This is a genomic window from Streptomyces sp. RGM 3693 (genome assembly GCF_050471125.1).
Lineage (GTDB): Bacteria > Actinomycetota > Actinomycetes > Streptomycetales > Streptomycetaceae > Streptomyces.
The window spans coordinates 2073761-2093337 of record NZ_JBMPPQ010000001.1; the positions used below are offsets into that span (position 1 = coordinate 2073761).

A 19577-nucleotide genomic window follows, 5' to 3' on the forward strand; every position below is an offset into this window, starting at 1 on the left:
GGCGGGTGGGGCGGGCGCGACGCGGCTCGTCCTGCGGCCGTCAACTCGCCTGTTTCAGCAGGCGTTCCAGTATGGCCAGCGATTCCCGCGGGGACTCGGCCTGGGCGCTGAGCCGGTCCATCACCGCCAGGTAGTGGTCGACGTCGTCACGCTTGTCCAGGTAGAGCGCGCTGGTCAACTGCTCCAGATAGACGATGTCCGGGAGGTCGGGCTCCAGGAAGCGGAGGACGGTGATCGGCCCGCCCGCCGCGGCGAGACCGCCGAGGGCGAACGGCGCGACCTGGAGGGTGATGTTGGGGCTTCGCGCCTTCTCCACCAGATGCCGGAGCTGACCGGCCATCACCTCCGGTCCGCCCAGCGGGCGGCGCAGGCACGCCTCGTCGAGGATGGCCCACAGTCGGGGCGCATCACTGAGCCCCAGCAGCCGCTGTCGCGCCATCCGCAGCTCCACCCGCTGGTCGGTCTCCTCTGGGGTGGAACCCGGGTGCCCCAGCAGCGTCACCGCGCGGGCGTACTCCGGGGTCTGCAACAGGCCCGGCACGAACTGGACTTCGTAGGTGCGGATCACCGAGGCGGCGGACTCCAGCCCGAGGTGGGTCTCGAACCAGCTGGGCAGGACGTCGCCGTACTGGTGCCACCAGCCGGGCGTACTGGTCCGGCGGGCGAGGGTGAGGAAGGTGGCCCGGGCGGTGCTGTCGGTGACGTCGTACAGCGTCAGCAGGTCGGCGACGTCGCGTTCCTTGCAGCTCACCCGGCCCAGTTCGAGGCGGCTGATCTTGGCGTGGGAGGCGCGGATGGAGTCACCGGCGGCCTCACGGGTGATGCCGGCGGCCTCCCGTAGCCGGCGCAGCTGGGTGCCCAGCACGATGCGCAGGACGGTGGGGCCGCCGCGTGGGTGTTCCAGATAGCGGCGCAGGGACAGATCGCTGCTCGACTGCGCGGCGCTCATAACTGACTCCCCTGAGTGGTCGGGCCAACGCCCAGTGTCCCATTGCCCGGAGGAGGCGTACACCTGCGCCGACTATCCGGCCGACATATGCCTCAGTTATTGCTCCCGAGGGCGGTCATCTGGTCAGTCGCGGGGGAACAGATCGTCGAATTCGCCGTCCTTGGCGCCCTGGATGAAGGCGGCCAGCTCGGCGCGCGAGTAGATCAGGGCCGGGCCGGCGGTGTGTCGCGAGTTGCGTACCGCGACCCTGTCGTCCGGAAGAAGCGCCAGTTCAACGCAGTTGCCACTGGGGTTGCTGCGGCGGCTCTTGCGCCAGACCGCGCCTTCGATGTCGGTTGCCGGCATGCCGTTGGTCATCGACTCCATCACGACTGCTCCCTTGGTGGGGGGTGGGCTCGGGACCGGTCCGGGGCCGTGTTCACGGGTGGCGTGATCCTGCCCCTGGGTGGCCGCCCGTACCGATGTAATTGCAGATGCACTTGCAGCGATGGACGGCCGACGAGGATATTAGCCCTCCGGGGCGGCCCCGCCCAGACCGTCCGGACGCGCCCAACTCGTATGCCCCTCCGCGGAGATCGTGATGACCACACACCCGGCACAGTCCGAGCGCGACGTCCTCCGGGAAGGAGGGGAGCCAGTGACCGGTGACGCCGGCCGGGAGGCGTGGTGGATGCCGGGACCGGACGGATTCGCGGCCTGTGCGCTCAGCGGCGCGGCCTGCACCGTGGCGGAGGCCCGCCGGTTCACCCGGACCACCCTCGACGCCTGGCGGATGTGTCCCGGTCTCGCCGAGAACGCGGTCCTGATCGTCTCGGAACTGGTCACCAACGCCCTCCGGCACGGCGCCTCGGATCCCTGCGACACCGGCCTCAACTCCCTTTTCGACGAACGGTTCTGCCATGCCTGGCTGGCGCTGACCCGGCAGGAGCGCGGGGTGCTGTGCGCGGTCTCGGACGGCGGGACCCAGGCGCCCGTACTGCGGCCGCAACACGCCCTGGGCGAGTCCGGGCGCGGACTCCACCTCGTCGACAGCCTCAGCGACTCCTGGGGCTGGACGCCGCCCGACCAGGCGGGGAAGACGGTGTGGGCCACGGTGGTGGCGGCCGGCTGAGGGGCCGCCTCCCCGGCCGGGTGGAGCGCGCGCACCGTGGAGGTCCCGGCTCGGATGCGCGGTCAGTCGTCGCCGCGCAACAGATAGCCGTCGTGGATCGTGGAGGAGTCGGCGAACGGCCCGCTGCCGTACGGATGCAGGGCGATGGAGAGTTCGTTCGCGGCCGGGCCCTGTTCCGGATGGGCCGCGAAGTCCCCGTCCCTGGCGTTGAGTTGGCGTTGCACGCCCTGCTGGCAGGTCTTGGCCAACTGGTCCGCCTCGACCGCGGACAGCGACAGCCCGGGCCGCAGCTGGACGTGGACCACGGGTCTGGCCTCCAGGTCGCCGCCCGGGTCCAGGCTGAGCCGGAACCCCACGATCAGCCCGGCCAGCGGATTGTCCTCGAAGAGTCCGCGCTCGACGTCCTGCGGATAGCTGTTGGCGCCCATCATGACTCCCGGCCCCGGACGGTGGGTTGTACCGACATCCTCGGGGCCCGGCACTCGGGCGTCATGAGTCGGACTACTCAGCTCCGCGGGTGAGTACCCGCACCCAGTGCCGTCGCGACGAGGGACCGTTCGATACACGCCACGGCGGTGTACGCGCCGAACCCGGCGAGGCGCAGCAGGGCTGCGTCGTCGGACGCCCCGCCGGGGGCCGTCAGGCGCCAGAACTCCACGTCGGCGGAGGTGAGTTGGGACGGGGCCAGGGCCGTCAAGAGGGCCACGGCGGCGGCCGGGCGGTCGGCGCCGCGCAGCCCGGTCAGTGCGGCGTAGAGCCAGCCGCGGCCCGAGAGGTGACGGTCAGTCAGGTCGGTGCCGGGCGGCCGCCCGCCGTGCGCGGCGACGATCGTCCGTACCCGCCGCGAGGCGGTGTCGGTGAGCGCCTGATCGGTGTCCGCCGTCGCGGACCGCAGCGCCGCCAGCCCCGCGCCCAGCGGCGCCCCGCCGGCCCATGACGGCTCCGGGCCGATGGCCCCCGCCAGCAGCGACAGGCTCTCCCCGGGGCGCGGTGCGCGCGTCGGCTCCGGCCGCGCCGCGGCCCGGCCGCCCAAGAGGCGCCGTGGCCAGTCCCGCACGTCGTGGCCGGCCCGCGCGGACAGCAGCGCGGAGCCGAGCCGAGTGAGGAAGTGGGCGGTCAGGGCGGTGCCCAGGAATTCGGGGAGGTGGTCGGCCGGGACGGGAAGACCGGCCGGCGGGCCGTCCGGGACGGCGGTGGCGGCGCCCCAGGCCAGCAGCCGGGCGTGGTCGGGATCCCCGGGCGTACCGCCGTCGCGGACCGTCCGGGCCAGCGCGGGGCGGCCGCCGGTGCGCAGCGCCCGGACATGGGTGCGCAGCACCGGCGCACATCCCCGGGCCCGCGCCACACCGGCCGCGACCAACTCCTTGTCCCCGCGCGGCGCCCCGCCGACCACCAGGGATTCGCGGACCGCCACCCAGGTCGCGTACAGCAGCTCGGGTGCGCCGTACAGCAGCCGGAACTCCGCGGGGATGTCGCCCGCGCCGAAGTGGTTCGCCAACTGGTCGTAGGCGGCGCGGAGTTGGCCGGATCCGGCGGTGGTGGGGTCCACGGGGGTGGTGTGCGGGAAGGGGCTCGGCACGGCGGTCTCCAGTTCGGGTGCGGCGACCCCACGGCGGCCGCCTCCGGAGCTGATCATCGCCGTACCGGGGGTGTCCTGGCGTCGTACGGAGGGCGACACTTCCCCCTACCGCACCCGGAGTGTGACCGGATCCCGCCTCCACCCACCGGAGTAGGGGAGACCCGTAAGGGAACCCCCGAGGCGGGCTCGTCCGGGGTGGCGGCCGGTACCGCGTGGTCCGGCCGCCGCCCGCTCACTCCGCGCCTGCAACCGCCCCTGACGCGCCCTCCATCGAAGCGCCGGCCAGGCCCCCCGTCACACCGCCGGCCAGGCCGTCGCCCAGCCCGAAGGCGGACAGCAGTCGCTCCGCCGCCAGCGTCGCGGTGATCTCGCCCGCCCGGACCGCCCGTTCGACCTCCGGCCCCAGCCGGCGGACGTCCGGATGCTCCTGGAGGCGGTCGATCAACCGCTCCCGGACCATCGACCAGGTCCAGTCGACCTGCTGGGCCCGACGTCGCTCGGCGAGCGCACCGGTGGACTCCAGCAGGGCGCGGTGCTGCTCGATCCGCTCCCACAGAGTCTTGAGCCCGGTGCCTTCGCGGGCACTACAGGTCAGCACCGGCGGGGTCCACACCGCGTCGGCCGTGGGGGACCCCCCTGCCCGATCGGAGTTGAGAGCCGGGGGGAGCAACAGGCGGAGCGCGCCGGCGAGTTCCCGGGCCGCCGACCGGGCGTCCCGTTCGTGCGGACCGTCCGCCTTGTTGACCGACACCAGGTCCGCCAGCTCCAGGACGCCCTTCTTGATGCCCTGCAACTGGTCGCCGGTGCGGGCCAACGTCAGCAGCAGGAACGTGTCCACCATGTTGGCGACGGTGGTCTCCGACTGGCCGACACCGACCGTCTCCACCAGGACCACGTCGTACCCCGCGGCCTCCATCACCACGATCGACTCGCGGGTGGCCCGCGCCACCCCGCCCAGCGTCCCGGACGTGGGGGAGGGGCGGACGAAGGCCGCCGGATCGGTCGCCAGCCGCTCCATCCGGGTCTTGTCGCCCAGGATGGAACCGCCGGTCCGGCTGGAGGACGGATCGACGGCCAGCACCGCGACCCGGTGCCCCATCCCGGTCAGCAGGGAGCCCAGGGCATCGATGAAGGTCGACTTGCCGACGCCCGGAACCCCGCTGATGCCCACCCGCCGGGCCGCCCCGGAGTACGGCAGCAGCCGCACCAACAGCTGCTGGGCCGCCACCCGGTGGTCGGCGCGGGTGGACTCGACCAAGGTGACCGCGCGGGCGATCCAGGCCCGGGAGCCCGCCCGCACCCCCTCGGCGTACCGGTCGACATCGATCCTCGCAGGCATGGTCCTCCGCCCTACAGCTCGTGGCCGAGGACCGTCGCCAGGTCCTGCACCAGGTCGTGGGCCGCGTCCGGGATGACCGTGCCGGGCAGGAACACCGCCGCGGCGCCCATGTCGCGCAGCGGCTGGACGTCCTGCGGCGGGATCACCCCGCCGACCACGATGGTGATGTCCTCCCGGTCCTCCGCCGCCAGCGCCTCCCGCAGCGCCGGCACCAGCGTCAGGTGACCGGCCGCCAGCGAGGACACCCCGACGATGTGCACGTCGGCCTCCACCGCCTGCCGGGCCACCTCGGCCGGGGTCTGGAACAGCGGGCCGACATCGACGTCGAAGCCCAGGTCGGCGAAGGCCGTGGCGATCACCTTCTGGCCGCGGTCGTGGCCGTCCTGACCCATCTTGGCCACCAGGATGCGCGGCCGGCGGCCCTCGGCGCGCTCGAACGCGGCCACCAGCTCCCGGGTGCGCTCGACCCCCGACGAGGGGCCCGCTTCGTCTCGGTACACACCGGAGATGGTACGGATCTGACCGGAATGGCGGCCGTAGACCTCCTCCAGGGCGTCCGAGATCTCCCCGACGGTCGCCATCGCCCGGGCCGCGTCCACCGCCAGCGCGAGCAGATTGCCCTCAAGTCCCGGGCCGGGCGCGGCCTTCGCCGCCTCGGTCAGGGCCCGCAGCGCCCGCTGGCAGGCGTCCTCGTCGCGCTCCGCGCGCAGCCGCTTGAGCTTGTCGATCTGCTGCGCCCGCACCGCGGAGTTGTCGACCTTGAGGACCTCGATCTCCTCGTCGGTCTCCACCCGGTACTTGTTGACGCCGATCAGCGCCTGCCGCCCCGAGTCGATCCGCGCCTGCGTACGGGCCGCCGCCTCCTCGACCCGCATCTTGGGGATGCCCGCGTCGATCGCCTTGGCCATCCCGCCGGCCGCCTCGACCTCCTCGATGTGCGCCCAGGCCCGGCGCGCCAGATCGTGGGTGAGCCGCTCGACGTACGCGCTGCCGCCCCACGGGTCGATCACCCGGCAGGTGCCCGACTCCTGCTGGAGGAACAGCTGGGTGTTGCGGGCGATCCGCGCGGAGAAGTCGGTGGGCAGCGCCAGTGCCTCGTCGAGCGCGTTGGTGTGCAGCGACTGGGTGTGGCCCTGGGTCGCGGCCATCGCCTCCACACACGTACGGGTGACGTTGTTGAACACGTCCTGCGCGGTCAGCGACCAGCCCGAGGTCTGCGAATGGGTGCGCAGCGAAAGGGACTTGGCGTTCTTCGGGTCGAACTTCTGGACCAGCCGCGCCCACAGCAGCCGGGCCGCGCGCAGCTTGGCGACCTCCATGAAGAAGTTCATGCCGATCGCCCAGAAGAACGACAGGCGCGGCGCGAACGCGTCCACGTCCATCCCCGCGGCCATGCCCGCACGCAGGTACTCCACCCCGTCGGCGAGGGTGTACGCCAGCTCCAGGTCGGCCGTCGCGCCCGCCTCCTGGATGTGGTAGCCGGAGATCGAGATGGAGTTGTACCGCGGCATCTTCTGCGAGGTGTACGCGAAGATGTCGGAGATGATCCGCATCGAGGGCTGCGGCGGATAGATGTAGGTGTTGCGGACCATGAACTCCTTGAGGATGTCGTTCTGGATGGTCCCGGCCAGCTTCTCGGGCGGTACGCCCTGCTCCTCGGCGGCCACGATGTACAGGGCGAGAACGGGCAGCACCGCGCCGTTCATCGTCATCGACACCGTCATCTTGTCCAGCGGGATGCCCTCGAAGAGCTGCCGCATGTCGTAGATCGAGTCGATGGCCACGCCCGCCATGCCGACGTCACCGGTGACCCGCGGGTGGTCGCTGTCGTAGCCGCGGTGGGTGGGCAGGTCGAAGGCGACCGACAGGCCCTTCTGCCCGGCGGCGAGGTTGCGCCGGTAGAAGGCGTTGGACTCCTCGGCGGTGGAGAAGCCCGCGTACTGCCGGATCGTCCAGGGCTGGTTGACGTACATCGTCGGGTACGGGCCGCGCAGATACGGCGCGATGCCCGGGTACGTGCCCAGGAAGTCCAGGCCGTCGACGTCGGCCGCGGTGTAGAGCGGCTTGACGTCGATGCCCTCCGGCGTCTCCCAGGTCAGGTCCGCGACGCTCTTGCCGGTGGCCTGCTGGACCGCCTCCGCCCACCGGGCCCCGTCGCCGGACACCGCCGCCCCGGACAGGTCGCCCAGCTCCACCGCGCTGAAATCGGGGATGGCGCCCTCTCGCCGTGCCGTCTCCGTCATCCCGCCACCTCCGTGACATCCAGGGCCGAGGACAGCACCCCGGCCACATCGCAGCCCACGAACACGAACGTGTCCACTCCGGCCGCCACGAACTCCTCCTGGCGCGCACCCGGCTTGCCCGCCAGGTACACCCGCACCGCGCCCGCCGACTTCAGCGCCGCGGCCACCTCCACCGCCTGCTCGGCGTACACCGCGTCACTGGAACACACGCACGCGATCCGCGCGCCGCTCGCCACGAACGCCGCGGCCACCGACTCCGCCGTCACCTGCTCCGGTACGGTCTCGATCCCGCCCGCCTGGAAGAGGTTGGCGGCGAACGCCACCCGCGCGGTGTGCGCCGCGACCGGACCCAACGCGGCCAGGAACGCCTTCGGACGCGCCCCGCCGGCCGCCAACCGCGCATCGGACCGGGCTCGCAGCGCCTCGAACGCGTCGTCCCGGCGCACCCGCGGCAGCCCCCCGCCGGCCGGCGACGGGGCCGGCTCACGCTCCAGCGGAGCCTCGGCCAGGTGCGGGAACTCGCTGACCCCGGTGATCGGTTCCCGGCGGTGCGCCAGGTCCTCGCTGCGCCGCTGCCAGGTCTCCGCCAACCGGTCGCCGAGCATCCCGGACCGCAGCGCGGCGGCCTGACCGCCCGCGCCCTCGATCTCCTGGAAGAACGCCCAGCCCGCGCGGGCCAGTTCGGCGGTGAGCTGTTCGACGTACCAGGAACCGCCGGCCGGATCGATCACCTTCGCCAGGTGCGACTCCTCCAGCAGCACCGACTGGGTGTTCCGGGCGATCCGCCGGGCGAACGCGTCCGGCAGGCCCAGCGCCGCGTCGAACGGCAGCACCGTCACCGCGTCCGCGCCGCCCAGACCCGCGGACAGCCCGGCCACCGTGGTGCGCAACATGTTCACCCACGGGTCCCGACGGGACATCATGACCGTTGAGGTGACCACGTGCTGGCGCTGCCCGGCAGCGGCCGGCGACACCCCGCAGACCTCGGCGACCCGGCCCCACAGCAGCCGGGCCGCGCGCAGCTTGGCGATGGTCAGGAACTGGTCGGCGGTGGCGGCGTACCGGAATTCCAGCTGGCGGCAGGCGGCGTCGATGCCCAGGCCCCGCCCGTCCGCGGTCAGTTCGCGCAGATACCCCACCCCGGTGGCCAGCGAGGCGCCCAACTCCTCGGCCGCCGAGCCGCCCGCCTCGTGGTACGGCAGGGCGTCGACGGAGACCGTACGGATCCGCGGGGCGCTCTCCTCGACCACACCGGCCAACCGGGCGGCGGCCGCCAGCCCGTCGGCCAGCCCGCGGTCGTCGCCGGTACGGGCCAGCAGGCCCAGCGGATCGGCGCCCAGCACGCCCGCCGTCTCGGACAGTGCCACCCCGGATTCCCGGTACAGCCGCAGCAACTCCTCGGCCGCCGCGGGGAATTCCGCGCCCGCGTCCAGGACCACCGGCGCCAGGTCCAGATAGACGCCGCGGAGCGCCTCCGCCAGACCGGACACCGGCACCCCGCCGGCACCGACGGCCAGCCACACGGAGGTGACGCCGTTCTCCAGGTCGGCGAGGAGCGCCTCGTTGATCCGCCGCGGGTCGGTGCCGATGTGGCGCTGCCGCACGTCCCATCCGGAGACGGCCGTGCCCTCGGGCCGGGCCGACCGGACGAACGGGGCGAAGCCGGGCAGGCCCACGGCGGGTGGCGCGTCCTCGGCGGTGTACAGGGGACGGACACGGATGTCGTCCTGGAGATCCGTGGCGAGCGCGTCCTCGGCGGCGGCACCCGCAGCATCGGAGACGCCCGATTTGCGGAGTACGCCTTCGACGAGACGCTGCCACTGCTCGCGTTCGGCCGCCGGGAAGGCCGCGGCCAGGGGGAGTTCGGGGGACTGGGCGGTCATGGCAGCAGGCTAGGCGAACGACCGTTAGCCGGAGCAGGGGCTCGGGCTGTGACCTTGCCCTCGTTGATGCCGGCGCTGATCGCCGTGTACAGGGCGAATCCGCCCCGGACGGACCTCCGCGGCCCCCTGCGGCCACTCCCGGAACCACGCCCTCCGGCGCGCTACGGTGACCCCGCACCCCACCGAGGAGCGGAATGCGCAACCCGCCGATCACCCGCACCACCCTCGCCGTCGCCCTGTTCGCCCTCCTGCTCCTGACCGCCACCGCGGCCCTGCTGGTGCCGGCCCCCGCCCGCGGCCCCGGCCCCCGCGCCGCCTGCCCGGGCCGCATCCTCACCGGCTGGTCCGCCGACCCCGGAACCACCGCGGCGTTCGCCCGCTACGGCGACGACAACTCCCGTACCGACGACTGGACCGGCGGCGACGGCACCCACTCCGTGCGCCTCCCGGACGGCCGCACGCTCTGGCTGTTCTCCGACACCTTCCTCGACCGGATCCACCCACCGCCCAACTCCCAAGGCGCGCCCTACCGTTGGCGCACCACCGACGCCGGTGGCACCCCGTTCCTGCGCCACAACTCCCTCGTACTGATGAACCCCGCGGGCACCCCGGAGCGCACCCTGACCGGCGGCACCCCCGCCGCACCCGGACCGTACTTCCCCGACCCGCCCGGCGGCGGATGGCGCTGGCCGGTGCACGCGACCGTGGAACCCCGCACCCCCGGCGCACCGGAGCAGGTCGTCCGGGTACTGCTGTGGAACCGCGTCCCAGGCACCGGCCCGTGGCTCTTCGGGATGCCGCACGGCACCGAGGTCGCCACCCTCTCCCTGCCCGACCTCCGGCTGGAGTCCCTCACCCCGGTCGCCGACCAGCACGCCGTCACCGACCCGGGCCGACGCGTCCTCTACGGCACCGCGCTGGTCCGCGACGGCGACTGGACGTACGTCTTCGGCGGCGACGACCCGCCCTCGACCCCGGCCGACAGCGGCTACCTGGCCCGGGTCCCGGCCGGCCGGCTCGCGGACCGGGCGGCCTGGCGGTTCTGGGACGGCGCCCGCTGGCGGCCGGACGCCGCGCGGGCCGCGCCGGTCCTGCGCGGTGGCGGTCGGCGCGGCGTCGGCAGCGCCTTCACCGTCGTCCGCGACGGGGGGACGTGGGTGCTGCTCACCATGGACACCGCGGGCAGCGGCACCGCCGGGCTACGGACGATCACCGGCTACTGGGCCTGCTCACCCCAGGGGCCCTGGCACGGCCCGGCCGGCCGGATCACCCCGCCGCGCCCGACCGGCCCCGATCCCGACCACGTCGCGGTCTACAACCCACAGGCGCACCCGGAGTTCACCGCCGGCGCCGGCCTGCTGCTCAGCTATGACGTCAACTGGCTGGGCCCGCCCGGCGCCCCCGCCGATCCGGTGGTCAACGGCGACGTGGCGCTGTACCGCCCGCGGTTCCTGCGGGTCCGACTGGCACCTCCGGGGCGGTGACGGGCGGCACGGCGCGGCTCAACTCCCGTGCTTCTCCCGCCAGATGCGGGCCTGCTCCTCGATGTCGAACGGGACCCGGTCCAGCGGCGGCCCCTCGGGCGGGGTCGCCAGCGCCGCCCGGATCCGACCGTTGATCTCGGTCAGGATGCGGCGGAGCGCCGCCTCGCTCGGCGCGGCGGAGGCGGCCGCCAGCGCGTCCTCGATCTCCTTGCGCAGGACGAGGCTGGGCGGGAGGAAGGAGACCTGCTCCCGGCCCATCTTCTCCTTGATCCACCACATCTCGTCGTAGGGCTGGTCGAGATTGCGGAGGGGCTTGCCGAAGCCCGGAAGGCTGTCGAAGCCGCCGCGCTCGGTCGATTCGCGGATCTGCTTCTCGACCCAGCTCTCGAAGCTGACGCCGGGGGGTTTGCGCTCGGTCATCGTGGGGGTCTCCCAAGGTGTGGCCGGACGGTCCTCGCTCCTTCACGGTAGCGCAGGCCCCCGTCCGGCCCGGGTCCCGGAGGGGGCGCCCGGTCAGCCGCCTCCGCCGCCGGTCTCGCCCGCGCCGGTCGGGGTCGGCTGGACCAGCGGGAAGGCGTTGCTGCCGCCGCACACCATGGGGCCGACCCGGACACCGTCGCCGACCAGGGTCACCGTGACCTGGCCCGGTGGCTTGTTCCCGGGGACCCGGGCGTTGGCCGCGGTGCACACCAGCTGGTTCAGCGAGGCCGGGTCCAGCAGCTTGGCGTTGACCGGCAGCGTGATCATGACCTGGCCGGGACCGGACGACGCGGTGAGCGGAGCGGGGAACTTCGGCACCACGCTGGAGAGTCCACGCATCCGCTCGGCGTGGTTGGGCCCCTGCACCAGCAGGTCGATCGCGGCCTGCGGATCCAGCGGTTCCCGCGCCGGCCGGGTCGCCGGGTGGAGTCCGTCCGGGCCGTAGAAGAACAGCTGCACATTGGCCGTCGGCTTGCCCGGGGCCCGTACCCCGGTCGCCGGCTCACCGGCGTCGATCACATCGGTGGGTTCGATCCCACAGCCGGCCAGTGCCGCGGTGAGCACCCCGGCCAAGGTACCCAGCACGGCCCGGCGGCCGGGGACACGGCGCACGGCGGTGCGGCACGCGGCCGTACGGCGTGCGGTCAGGCGTCGATCGGTCATGCGGTGTCGTTCCCCTTCCCGGCATCGGCGGGCTTCCCGACGGGCTCGTCGGCGGCCCCACCGGCCGGTTCTTCCTCCTGTCGCAGCGGCAGTTCCACAGTGAACACCGCACCGCCCTCCGGGGCGTTGGCGGCGCGCAGCACGCCGCCGTGCAGCCGGACGTTCTCCTGCGCGATGGCCAACCCCAGTCCGCTGCCCTCGGACCGGGCACGGGCCGAGTCCGCCTTGTAGAAGCGGTCGAAGACGTGCGGCAGCACCTCCGGGTCTATCCCCGGGCCGCTGTCGCGGATCTCGATCAGCAGGGTGGCAGCGCCGGGCTCCGGCGCGCACAACACCACCCGGACCGGTTCGCCGCCGTGGTGCAGGGCGTTGCCCACCAGGTTGGCGACCACCACGTCCAGCCGGCGCGGGTCGAGCCGGGCCCGGACGTCGTCCGGCAACTGGGCGGTCACCCGGTTCTGCCAGGCGCGGGCCTGGAGGGTCTTGCGGATCGTCTCGGCGACGTCCACCTCGTCCAGGTGGAGCGCGGCGGCGCCGGCGTCGAACCGCGAAACCTCCATCAGGTCCTCCACCATCCGCGCCAGCTTCCCGGTCTCCTGGCTGATCAGTCGCACCGCGGAGGCGGTGTCCGGATCGAGCGAGTCGGCATCCTCGTCCAGCACGTCGGTCACCGCGGCCATCGCCGCCAGCGGCGTCCGCAGCTCGTGCGAGACATCGGCCGCGAACCGCCGGGAGTTGGCCTCCATCCGGCGCAGCTCCGCCATGCTCTCCTCCAGCTTCGCCGCCATCTCGTTGAACGTCCGTGACAGATCGGCGAGTTCGTCGGAGCCCTTGACCTCCAGCCGGGTGTCCAGCTTGCCCTCGGCGATCCGCCCGGCGGCCTGCCGCAGCCCCCGGACGGGCCGCAGCACCCCGCGCGCCGCGAACAGCGGCAGGATCACCGCGAGTGCGAAGGCCGGCAACGCCCCGCCCCGCGCGGCGGTCACCAACGCCTCGACGTTGGCCTCCTCGGCACGCAGCGGCAGCTGGGCGTAGACGGTCAGCGGGGACGGCTGGTTGTCGGTCTGCCGCACCGGCATCCCGATCAGCAGCCAGGGCGCGCCGTCCCGGTCGATGCGCTGGAACGCCGGCACCCGCCGCTTCTCCACCGACGCCTTGAAGTCGGCCGGCACCACCATGTCGCGCCGCAGCCCGGCCTCGCCGTCGTCCGGCACGCCGTTGTAGTGCACCGAGATGTCCCAGTCGCGGGACTTGCCGGAGCGCTCCAGCTTCACCCGGAAGAAATCCAGGTCCGACTGGGACGGTGGCACCGCCAGCTCCGGCGCCAGCGAATTGACCTGGGCCCGCAGATCGTTGACGGCGCCGTCTTGGGACCGCTGGAGGATGGCGTTGCGGGCCTCCCGGTAGGTCAGTCCCGCGGTGGTCAGCGCACTGACCGCGGCCACCAGCAGGAACGCCACCACGAGCCGGGCGCGCAGACCGCGCACCGCGGACATGCCCAGCAGCAGGCGGCGGAGGCGGCTCACAGTGGTCCGAAGCGGTAACCGAAACCGCGCACGGTCTGGACGTACCGGGGGCTGCGCGGGGTGTCCTCTATTTTCGTCCGCAGCCGCATCACGCAGGCGTCCACCAGTCGCGCGTCGCCGTGGTAGCTGTGCTCCCAGACGTGCTCCAACAGCTGCTGGCGGCTGAAGACCTGGCCCGGGGTCGCGGACAGGAACAGCAGCAGCTTCATCTCGGACGGCGCCAGCGCCAGGTCCTGGCCGCCCTTGCTGACGACCAGTCCCGCCCGGTCGATGGTCAGTTCGCCGTAGGTCTCCACCGGCGTGGGCCCCGGCTCGGTGGCCGGGGCGCCGTCGGTGGGCAGCGCGGTGCGCCGCAGCACCGCCCGGATCCGGGCTTCCAGGACCTCACCACGGGCCGGTTTGACGATGTAGTCGTCGGCCCCGGCCTCCAGCCCGAGGACCACGTCGAGGTCGTCGCCGCGGGCGGTGAGCATGATGATCGGCAGCTGCCGCTCGGCGCGGATGAGCCGGCAGATCTCGAAGCCGTCCTTGCCGGGCAGCATCAGATCCAGCAGGACGATGTCGGGGCGGAAGCCCGGCAGCGCCGCCAGCCCTTCCTCGCCGCTGGCCGCGGCCGCGACGTCATGGCCGCGCCGCCGCAGCGCGAGGGACACCCCGTCCCGGACGGCGGCGTCGTCCTCGATCAGAAGTACTCGTGGCATGGGTCCAGTATCAATAAGTTTCATGATGGATCCGTAACAGGCGCAGCCTGTCCCGAGTCCTGTGCATCTGTGGAAGTGAAGCCGGCGTCCGTACCAAGGGCACACCACGCCGCCGGCAGGTATATCAGCAGAGCACACGAGGGGCGGGTTCGACATGGCAGGGCGCTTCGGCAGGGGACGGCGCTTCGGTATCGAAGGCGGGATCATCGGCGTGACCACCGCGGCGGTGGCGTCGCTGGCGGCGGCCGGAGCCTTCGCATTCCTCCAACCCAGCGCCGAGGCGGACACGGTCACCCAGGCCCGGAAGCCGGCCCAACCGCCGCGCACCGCCCCGGTCGACCCGACCATCGTGCACGCCTCGGACCGTCCGGGCCGCAGCCTCAACATCACCATCGACGACGGCCCGGACCCCGTCTGGACCCCGAAGGTCCTCGCGGTCCTCAAGGAGAACGGCGTCAAGGCGACCTTCTGCATGATCGGCCCGCAGGCCGCGGCGCACCCCGACCTCGTCAAGAAGGTGGTGGCCGACGGCCACAAGCTCTGCGACCACACCGTCGACCACAACACCGCCATGGACCACCGACCGGACGACTACCAGTCCCGGCAGATCCTCGACGCCCAGAAGATGATCGAGGAAGCGGCGGGCGGCGCCAAGGTCGAGTACTACCGCGCCCCCGGCGGCGCCTTCACTCCCTACAGCCGCCAGCTGGCCGCCGAGCACGGCATGCGCCCGCTGGGCTGGAACGTCGACAGCAAGGACTTCGAGGGCGGCAGCGTCGCGAAGATCGAGTCGACCGTCCGCGGCGAACTCCGCAACGGCCCCACCGTCCTCTTCCACGACGGCGGCGGCAACCGGGCCCGCACGGTGGAGGCGCTGGAGCGGCTGCTGCCGTGGATGAAGCAGCAGGGCTACGGCTTCGGGTTCCCGCAGCGGTAGGGCCTGTCCGGTGGGTCAGGGTCGGACAGGCCCTAGCGCACCCGCACACAGCCGAACGGGCCGGTTGCCACCGGCCCGTTCGTCGTGTCCCGCCCGTTTCGCGTCCCGTGCGGCGCCGCCTCGCCGCACGCGGTACCGCCTCACGCGGTGCCGAACAGCTCCGCCAGTCCCCGGTCCACGCCCAGGTGTTCGTGCTCCCGCCCGTCCGGCACCGCCTCGTACGAGCGGGCCAGGAACCGCCGGACGTCCTCGGTCCGCAACTGGACCATGGCGATGCCCTCGTCGGCGTGGAACTCCATCACCGTGCGGTCCGGGCCTGACGGCCGCACCCGTACGTCGCCCCGACCGGCCGCGCCGCGCAGCCCCTCGGCGAGCAGGTCCCGGGCGAACGCCCAGTCCACCGCCGCACCGTCGAGCGAGATCTCCGGGGGGAAGGTCATCCGCACCGCCAGCGGATCGGTCCGCTGGTAGCGGAGTACCGCGGGCACCGCGTGGCCGACCGACGTCGCGAGGAGACGGACCTGGACGGCTTGGTCGATGGCGGTATGCATCGCGGCGACTCCCTCACGGCTGGTCGGCCCGTGTAACGCGGGCGCGGTCATCCTGTAGGACGGTCTGCCCGGCCCCGCCGTGCATACGGCGGGGGTGTGATCTGCGTCATGCCACCGGTGCCGGACCGCCGTTCCGTGCCGGACGGGTGAGGAATTCGTCCAGGATGCCCGGGGCCGCGGCCGCCGCGAAGCCGGGCGCTGCACCCTCCGCGAGGTCCGGGATGCGGTAGCCCTCCTCGCCCGCGGCCACCGCCGCGGTGAGCGTCACCAGCCCGGCCCGACGGGTGAACGGCGAGGTGGTGAACGTCCAGGCGGCGACGGCCTCGCGCCGGAGGGCCAGGGTGTCCCGGCTGAAGGTGCCCGAGCGGGTGACCAGATAGCGGCCGGCGATCCCGTGCCCCAGATTCCGGTACGCGTCCCGGGCCAGCCACAGCACCATCGGCGTGGTGACCACCGCGTAGATCCACGCGGCGTGCAGCAGGACGGGAGTGAACGCCGCGCCGAGGCCGGCCAGCAGCGCGCTGCCCGGCAACACCGCGAAGAGCAGCCCACGCATCCGCCGCCGACGCAGCGCGACCCGCGGATGCCGGATCAGGCGACCATGCTGACGTTCCGTCAATTCCTCATCCGGAAACGGGGATTGCAGGGCCCCGCCGGCCACCCGGACCGCCTCCCGGCGGGGCGCCGGCGGGAGCAGCCCGCTGCGCTTGCGGTTCTCCTCCTTGTTGCCCAGACCGCCCGCCACCGCGCGCACCGTCGCCCCGCCGCCGGACCGCAGCAGCAGCGGTTCGCGCAGCACCACCCCGCGCAGCCGGGCCCGCTCGATGGTCACCGAGCGGGTGGTCAGCAGCCCCCGCTGCACCCGTAGCGTGCCGGCGTCGGCCCACTCCAGGCGGTAGCTCCACCAGTTCTCGACGTAGAGGACGACCGCGCCCACCGTGCCCAGCGCGATCACCACCAGCAGCGCCGCGGGGATGGTCAGCCACAGCATCCCGTTGCCGAACTCCTCGAACGCCCGCCGTACGAAGCCGAGTTTCCAGGGCTCGATGCCCATCTCGTGCAGCGCCCGGTAGGCCGAACCGCCCGCGACGAACACCCCGCCGACGACCCAGAAGGTGAGCGGCGCGTACCGCAGCCAGCGCCAGCTGATCCGCGCCAGCACCGGATCCTCGGCGACCGCTCCGGTGGCCGCGCGGGCCAGCAGTTCGGCGCGCAGCCGCTCGCCCTCGGCCACCGGGAGGGCCTCCAGTGACAGTTCGCCGCCGCCCTCCCCGGAGCCCGCCGTGCCGGCCCGCAGCACCGTGACGCCGAGCAGCCGGTGCAGCGGCGACGCGGTCAGGTCGACGGTGCGGATCCGGTGCAGTGGCACGCTCCGCAGCCGCCGGGTGAGCAGTCCGCTCCGCACGTCCAGGCTCTCGCCGGTGACCCGGAAGTCCGTGCGCGCCCAGCGGATCAGCCCGGCCGCGGTGACCACGGCGAAGGCGGTGGCGATCGCGGCGAGGGTGAGCCAGGCGCCGCCGGTGATCCGCCCACCGGTGGCCAGCGCGGTCAACGCCAGCGAGCCGAGCGGCGCCCCCAGCCAGCCGCAGTGCACCAACAGGGTGCGGGGACTCAACCGCCGCCACTCGGGCGCGCCCGGCGTCGCGGACCGCTCGTCGGCGTACGACGTGGCGGTCGGTGCGCCGTCGTCGTCGGTGTCTTTCCAGGGGGTGCTCATGCGGCATCACCCGGAACGTCCTGCGCGACCTCGCCGATCCGTCGGGACAGCGCCTCGGCGTCCGCGTCCGACAGTCCGGCGATCTTGATGTCGCCGGCGGTCGAGGCGGTGGTGACGGTCACTGTCGCCAGCCCGTACCGCCGCTGTATCGGCCCGCGCAGGGTGTCCACCGTCTGCACCCGGGACAGCGGTGCGATCCGCCGCTTCTGCCAGAACCAGCCGCCCGCCGCGTAGACCGCGCGCTCGCCCAGCTCCCAGGCGTGCACCGCGTACCGCATCCGCGGCATCACCACGAGGTAGACCACCGCCGGCAGGACCAGGGCGACCAGCAGCAGCGGCCCCAGCCACGGCAGCGCACCTGGGAAGAAGAGCAGCGACAGCACTGCCATGACCAGTGCGGTCAGCAACATCGGCCCGCTGAGCGTGAGCAGCGCCTGGACCCGCCACCAGGAGCGGGCGCGGGGATCGACGCGGTGCCGGGGCGGGCGGAGGAGCGGCGCGGCGTGCTCGGGCATGAGGGGTCACCGTTTTCCAAGTCAAACGTATTGTGTGGCGGTACGTTATAACGGTACGAGCGACTTGTAAAAGTCGGCCGGTCACCGGCGCCGGACGGACACCGGCACCGCAACGGAAGGGACGCCGGACCGCGCCGACAGGATGTGCGCGCGCCGGGACGCCACACGACGGAAGCGCCGTGCGGCAGGGGGAGTTCCGGGGGGCGGTACGGGCGAGGAGCGGTACGTAAGCGCAGCGCGGAGGAGCGGCGCGGAAGTTCAGTACGGAAGTTCAGTACTGAAGACCAGTGCGGAAGTTCAGTACGGAAGACCAGTACGGAAGAGCAGTACGGAAGAGCAGTACGGAAGAGCAGTACGGAAGAGCAGTACGGAAGAAAGGAAGCCGCCCGTGCCCAAGAAGGTGGATCACGAAGCCAGGCGCCAGGAGATCTCGGCGGCACTCTGGCGGCTCGCGAACACCCGGGGTGTGGACGGGGTCAGCCTGCGCGACGTCGCCGCCGAGGCCGGGATCTCGCTCGGCCGGATCCAGCACTACTTCCGCAACCGGGACGAGTTGCTGCTCTTCGCCCTCCGGCACATCAACCACCAGGCCACCGAACGGATCCAGCAGCGTATCCAGGCCCTGGAGGAGGCGCCGACGCCGCGTACGGTGCTCCGCGTCTGCTGCGCCGGCATGCTCCCGCTGGACGCGGAGAGCCGCGCCGGCCTCCTGGTCGCCGCCGCCTACTACTCCCGAGCGGTCCACGACCCTGCCCTGGGTGCGGAGGCCAGGGACGGCATCCCCAAGCTCCGCGACCTCTTCGCGGGCCAGTTGCGGCTGGCGGCCGAGCGCGGCGAGGTGCCGCCCGAGCGCGCCACCGAGGACGAGGCGATGATTCTGATCGCCCTCGCCGACGGCCTCGCCTCCTACGTCCTGCTGGGCATCCACGGCCCCGAGCAGGCGCTCGCCCTGCTGGACCGGCAACTGGACGGCCTCTTCGGGCCGGAGACCACCCCGGGGGGCGGCACCGGCTCACGAATCGGTGCCGATGCCGATGCCGATGCCGATGCCGATGCCGACGCCAGCGTTGACGTTGACGTTGACGCCGGCAGTGGCAGTGGCTGCGGCACGGTCCCCCACGCCGGCAGTGACACCGGTGCCCACGCCGGTCGGGTGCATGAACCGGCGGCGAAGCCCAACGACCGCACCTGACGTACCGTCAGTCGGGCGCCGCGCGACTCATCGGCCGGCTTTCCGCGCTTTCGCGCCATCGCCGCTCGGCCCGTTCGCGCGGTCTGCCATCCTGTCGTCCGACCGTCGCGCAGGACCTTCGCCCCACCGCACCCCGGTGGGGCGCTTCCGCGCGTCACCGGCACGACCAAGGGGAGGCAGCGATGCCGTACATCGGGGAGATCTGGCGGGTGGAACGGGGCGCCGACGTGGTCGGCGAGATCACCGTCACGGAGGCGGATTTCCCCTGGCTGAACGGCCGTTTCACACCCGGCCCGGCCTTCGCCGAACTACGGCCGCACTTCGCCCGCGAGTTGGCACTCAGCGACACCATCGACGACGACCTGGCTGCCTGGGAGGACGCCTACGCCCGGGCCAGCGACGGCGTCCGGTTGATCGCCCCGGACGGTCCGGTGGCGGAGTTCCTGCTGCACATCGAGGACGATGCGGCGTGGTTCCGCTGGAGCGCCGAGCCGTTCCCGGCGGAGTAGCGGGCGAAGCGATGAGCGGAACAGTGAGCGAAGCGACGAGTGGTGCAGTGCGTAGGACAGCGAGCGGGGTAGTGCGCAGAACCGCGAGTGGGGCAGTGGGCGGAACATCGAGTGCGGCAGCGAGCGCGGAAGTGAGCGCGGCAGTGAGTGGTGTGAAGCGCCTTCCCCGGCGGACTTGTTGACGAGTGGAGTGGTCAG

At 72.9% G+C, this 19577-nt stretch carries 19 protein-coding genes; 5 read left to right on the plus strand and 14 right to left on the minus strand.

Going from position 1 to position 19577, the window contains the following annotated elements:
• Positions 1-40 precede the first annotated feature (40 nt).
• Positions 41-949 (minus strand): helix-turn-helix domain-containing protein, encoded by a 909-nt coding sequence (locus ACO0M4_RS08780; RefSeq protein ID WP_430369183.1) that lies wholly within the window; start codon positions 947-949, stop codon positions 41-43.
• Between the two features lie 123 nt (positions 950-1072).
• Entirely contained in the window at positions 1073-1315 is a 243-nt protein-coding gene (locus ACO0M4_RS08785) for a DUF397 domain-containing protein (RefSeq protein WP_430369184.1), read from the minus strand.
• A 271-nt stretch (positions 1316-1586) separates the two neighbouring features.
• On the opposite strand from ACO0M4_RS08785, the gene ACO0M4_RS08790 reads away from it, so the two are divergent.
• Entirely contained in the window at positions 1587-2060 is a 474-nt protein-coding gene (locus ACO0M4_RS08790; protein ID WP_430369185.1) for an ATP-binding protein, read from the plus strand.
• Between the two features lie 62 nt (positions 2061-2122).
• Here ACO0M4_RS08790 and ACO0M4_RS08795 read toward each other — a convergent pair whose 3' ends face one another.
• From ACO0M4_RS08795 to ACO0M4_RS08815, 5 genes are all read right to left on the minus strand, one after another.
• On the minus strand, positions 2123-2488 hold the full coding sequence (locus tag ACO0M4_RS08795; protein ID WP_430369186.1) for a coenzyme f390 synthetase: 366 nt from the start codon (positions 2486-2488) through the stop codon (positions 2123-2125).
• Between the two features lie 77 nt (positions 2489-2565).
• The gene (locus ACO0M4_RS08800) at positions 2566-3696 is read right to left on the minus strand and encodes a carboxymuconolactone decarboxylase family protein (RefSeq protein WP_430369187.1); all 1131 of its coding nucleotides are present in this window, start codon (positions 3694-3696) and stop codon (positions 2566-2568) included.
• Between the two features lie 175 nt (positions 3697-3871).
• On the minus strand, positions 3872-4978 hold the full coding sequence (meaB, locus tag ACO0M4_RS08805) for a methylmalonyl Co-A mutase-associated GTPase MeaB (protein WP_430369188.1): 1107 nt from the start codon (positions 4976-4978) through the stop codon (positions 3872-3874).
• A gap of 11 nt (positions 4979-4989) precedes the next feature.
• The gene (gene scpA, locus ACO0M4_RS08810; RefSeq protein WP_430369189.1) at positions 4990-7221 is read right to left on the minus strand and encodes a methylmalonyl-CoA mutase; all 2232 of its coding nucleotides are present in this window, start codon (positions 7219-7221) and stop codon (positions 4990-4992) included.
• Positions 7218-9104 carry a methylmalonyl-CoA mutase family protein gene (locus ACO0M4_RS08815; RefSeq protein ID WP_430369190.1) on the minus strand — a complete coding sequence of 629 codons (1887 nt, stop codon included), beginning with the start codon at positions 9102-9104 and terminating at the stop codon, positions 7218-7220. Before ACO0M4_RS08815 ends, scpA begins: the two co-directional genes overlap by 4 nt.
• A 194-nt stretch (positions 9105-9298) precedes the next feature.
• Here ACO0M4_RS08815 and ACO0M4_RS08820 point away from each other — a divergent pair, with 194 nt between their 5' ends.
• Positions 9299-10588 carry a DUF4185 domain-containing protein gene (locus ACO0M4_RS08820; protein ID WP_430369191.1) on the plus strand — a complete coding sequence of 430 codons (1290 nt, stop codon included), beginning with the start codon at positions 9299-9301 and terminating at the stop codon, positions 10586-10588.
• Positions 10589-10606: 18 nt separating this feature from the next.
• Here ACO0M4_RS08820 and ACO0M4_RS08825 read toward each other — a convergent pair whose 3' ends face one another.
• The 4 genes from ACO0M4_RS08825 to ACO0M4_RS08840 form a co-directional block, all read right to left on the minus strand.
• The gene (locus tag ACO0M4_RS08825) at positions 10607-11008 is read right to left on the minus strand and encodes a DUF1992 domain-containing protein (RefSeq protein ID WP_430369192.1); all 402 of its coding nucleotides are present in this window, start codon (positions 11006-11008) and stop codon (positions 10607-10609) included.
• Between the two features lie 93 nt (positions 11009-11101).
• A complete protein-coding gene (locus ACO0M4_RS08830; RefSeq protein ID WP_430369193.1) occupies positions 11102-11731 on the minus strand; it encodes a hypothetical protein in 630 nt (209 codons plus the stop codon).
• Positions 11728-13227 (minus strand): ATP-binding protein, encoded by a 1500-nt coding sequence (locus ACO0M4_RS08835; protein ID WP_430371307.1) that lies wholly within the window; start codon positions 13225-13227, stop codon positions 11728-11730. The genes ACO0M4_RS08830 and ACO0M4_RS08835 overlap by 4 nt, the downstream gene beginning before the upstream one ends.
• A gap of 26 nt (positions 13228-13253) precedes the next feature.
• Entirely contained in the window at positions 13254-13958 is a 705-nt protein-coding gene (locus ACO0M4_RS08840) for a response regulator (protein ID WP_390011593.1), read from the minus strand.
• Between the two features lie 154 nt (positions 13959-14112).
• On the opposite strand from ACO0M4_RS08840, the gene ACO0M4_RS08845 reads away from it, so the two are divergent.
• Positions 14113-14895, plus strand: coding sequence for a polysaccharide deacetylase family protein (locus tag ACO0M4_RS08845; RefSeq protein WP_430369194.1), 783 nt, complete (start codon positions 14113-14115; stop codon positions 14893-14895).
• A gap of 140 nt (positions 14896-15035) precedes the next feature.
• On the opposite strand, the gene ACO0M4_RS08850 is transcribed toward ACO0M4_RS08845, so the two are convergent.
• The 3 genes from ACO0M4_RS08850 to ACO0M4_RS08860 form a co-directional block, all read right to left on the minus strand.
• Complete coding sequence (locus tag ACO0M4_RS08850) at positions 15036-15446, minus strand: SsgA family sporulation/cell division regulator (protein ID WP_430369195.1); 411 nt, start codon at positions 15444-15446, stop codon at positions 15036-15038.
• Positions 15447-15552: 106 nt separating this feature from the next.
• Entirely contained in the window at positions 15553-17163 is a 1611-nt protein-coding gene (locus ACO0M4_RS08855; protein WP_430369196.1) for a PH domain-containing protein, read from the minus strand.
• Positions 17160-17678: a PH domain-containing protein gene (locus tag ACO0M4_RS08860; protein WP_430369197.1), complete on the minus strand. Its 519-nt coding sequence runs from the start codon at positions 17676-17678 to the stop codon at positions 17160-17162. Before ACO0M4_RS08860 ends, ACO0M4_RS08855 begins: the two co-directional genes overlap by 4 nt.
• 388 nt (positions 17679-18066) lie before the next feature.
• Here ACO0M4_RS08860 and ACO0M4_RS08865 point away from each other — a divergent pair, with 388 nt between their 5' ends.
• Both ACO0M4_RS08865 and ACO0M4_RS08870 read left to right on the plus strand, forming a co-directional pair.
• Positions 18067-18870 (plus strand): TetR/AcrR family transcriptional regulator, encoded by an 804-nt coding sequence (locus ACO0M4_RS08865; protein WP_430369198.1) that lies wholly within the window; start codon positions 18067-18069, stop codon positions 18868-18870.
• Positions 18871-19052: 182 nt separating this feature from the next.
• A complete protein-coding gene (locus ACO0M4_RS08870) occupies positions 19053-19379 on the plus strand; it encodes a hypothetical protein (RefSeq protein ID WP_430369199.1) in 327 nt (108 codons plus the stop codon).
• The last annotated feature ends 198 nt before the right edge of the window (positions 19380-19577 follow it).

What these genes read in the sequence shown, in the direction of transcription:
- ACO0M4_RS08820 (WP_430369191.1), top strand. Translation starts at nt 9,299, where the DNA reads ATGCGCAACCCGCCGATCACCCGCACCACCCTCGCCGTCGCCCTGTTC.
- ACO0M4_RS08800 (WP_430369187.1), bottom strand. Translation starts at nt 3,696, where the DNA reads ATGATCAGCTCCGGAGGCGGCCGCCGTGGGGTCGCCGCACCCGAACTG.
- ACO0M4_RS08845 (WP_430369194.1), top strand. Translation starts at nt 14,113, where the DNA reads ATGGCAGGGCGCTTCGGCAGGGGACGGCGCTTCGGTATCGAAGGCGGG.
- ACO0M4_RS08870 (WP_430369199.1), top strand. Translation starts at nt 19,053, where the DNA reads ATGCCGTACATCGGGGAGATCTGGCGGGTGGAACGGGGCGCCGACGTG.
- ACO0M4_RS08840 (WP_390011593.1), bottom strand. Translation starts at nt 13,958, where the DNA reads ATGCCACGAGTACTTCTGATCGAGGACGACGCCGCCGTCCGGGACGGG.
- ACO0M4_RS08795 (WP_430369186.1), bottom strand. Translation starts at nt 2,488, where the DNA reads ATGGGCGCCAACAGCTATCCGCAGGACGTCGAGCGCGGACTCTTCGAG.
- scpA (WP_430369189.1), bottom strand. Translation starts at nt 7,221, where the DNA reads ATGACGGAGACGGCACGGCGAGAGGGCGCCATCCCCGATTTCAGCGCG.
- ACO0M4_RS08785 (WP_430369184.1), bottom strand. Translation starts at nt 1,315, where the DNA reads ATGGAGTCGATGACCAACGGCATGCCGGCAACCGACATCGAAGGCGCG.
- ACO0M4_RS08780 (WP_430369183.1), bottom strand. Translation starts at nt 949, where the DNA reads ATGAGCGCCGCGCAGTCGAGCAGCGATCTGTCCCTGCGCCGCTATCTG.
- ACO0M4_RS08815 (WP_430369190.1), bottom strand. Translation starts at nt 9,104, where the DNA reads ATGACCGCCCAGTCCCCCGAACTCCCCCTGGCCGCGGCCTTCCCGGCG.
- meaB (WP_430369188.1), bottom strand. Translation starts at nt 4,978, where the DNA reads ATGCCTGCGAGGATCGATGTCGACCGGTACGCCGAGGGGGTGCGGGCG.
- ACO0M4_RS08850 (WP_430369195.1), bottom strand. Translation starts at nt 15,446, where the DNA reads ATGCATACCGCCATCGACCAAGCCGTCCAGGTCCGTCTCCTCGCGACG.
- ACO0M4_RS08835 (WP_430371307.1), bottom strand. Translation starts at nt 13,227, where the DNA reads ATGTCCGCGGTGCGCGGTCTGCGCGCCCGGCTCGTGGTGGCGTTCCTG.
- ACO0M4_RS08830 (WP_430369193.1), bottom strand. Translation starts at nt 11,731, where the DNA reads ATGACCGATCGACGCCTGACCGCACGCCGTACGGCCGCGTGCCGCACC.
- ACO0M4_RS08825 (WP_430369192.1), bottom strand. Translation starts at nt 11,008, where the DNA reads ATGACCGAGCGCAAACCCCCCGGCGTCAGCTTCGAGAGCTGGGTCGAG.
- ACO0M4_RS08860 (WP_430369197.1), bottom strand. Translation starts at nt 17,678, where the DNA reads ATGCCCGAGCACGCCGCGCCGCTCCTCCGCCCGCCCCGGCACCGCGTC.
- ACO0M4_RS08855 (WP_430369196.1), bottom strand. Translation starts at nt 17,163, where the DNA reads ATGAGCACCCCCTGGAAAGACACCGACGACGACGGCGCACCGACCGCC.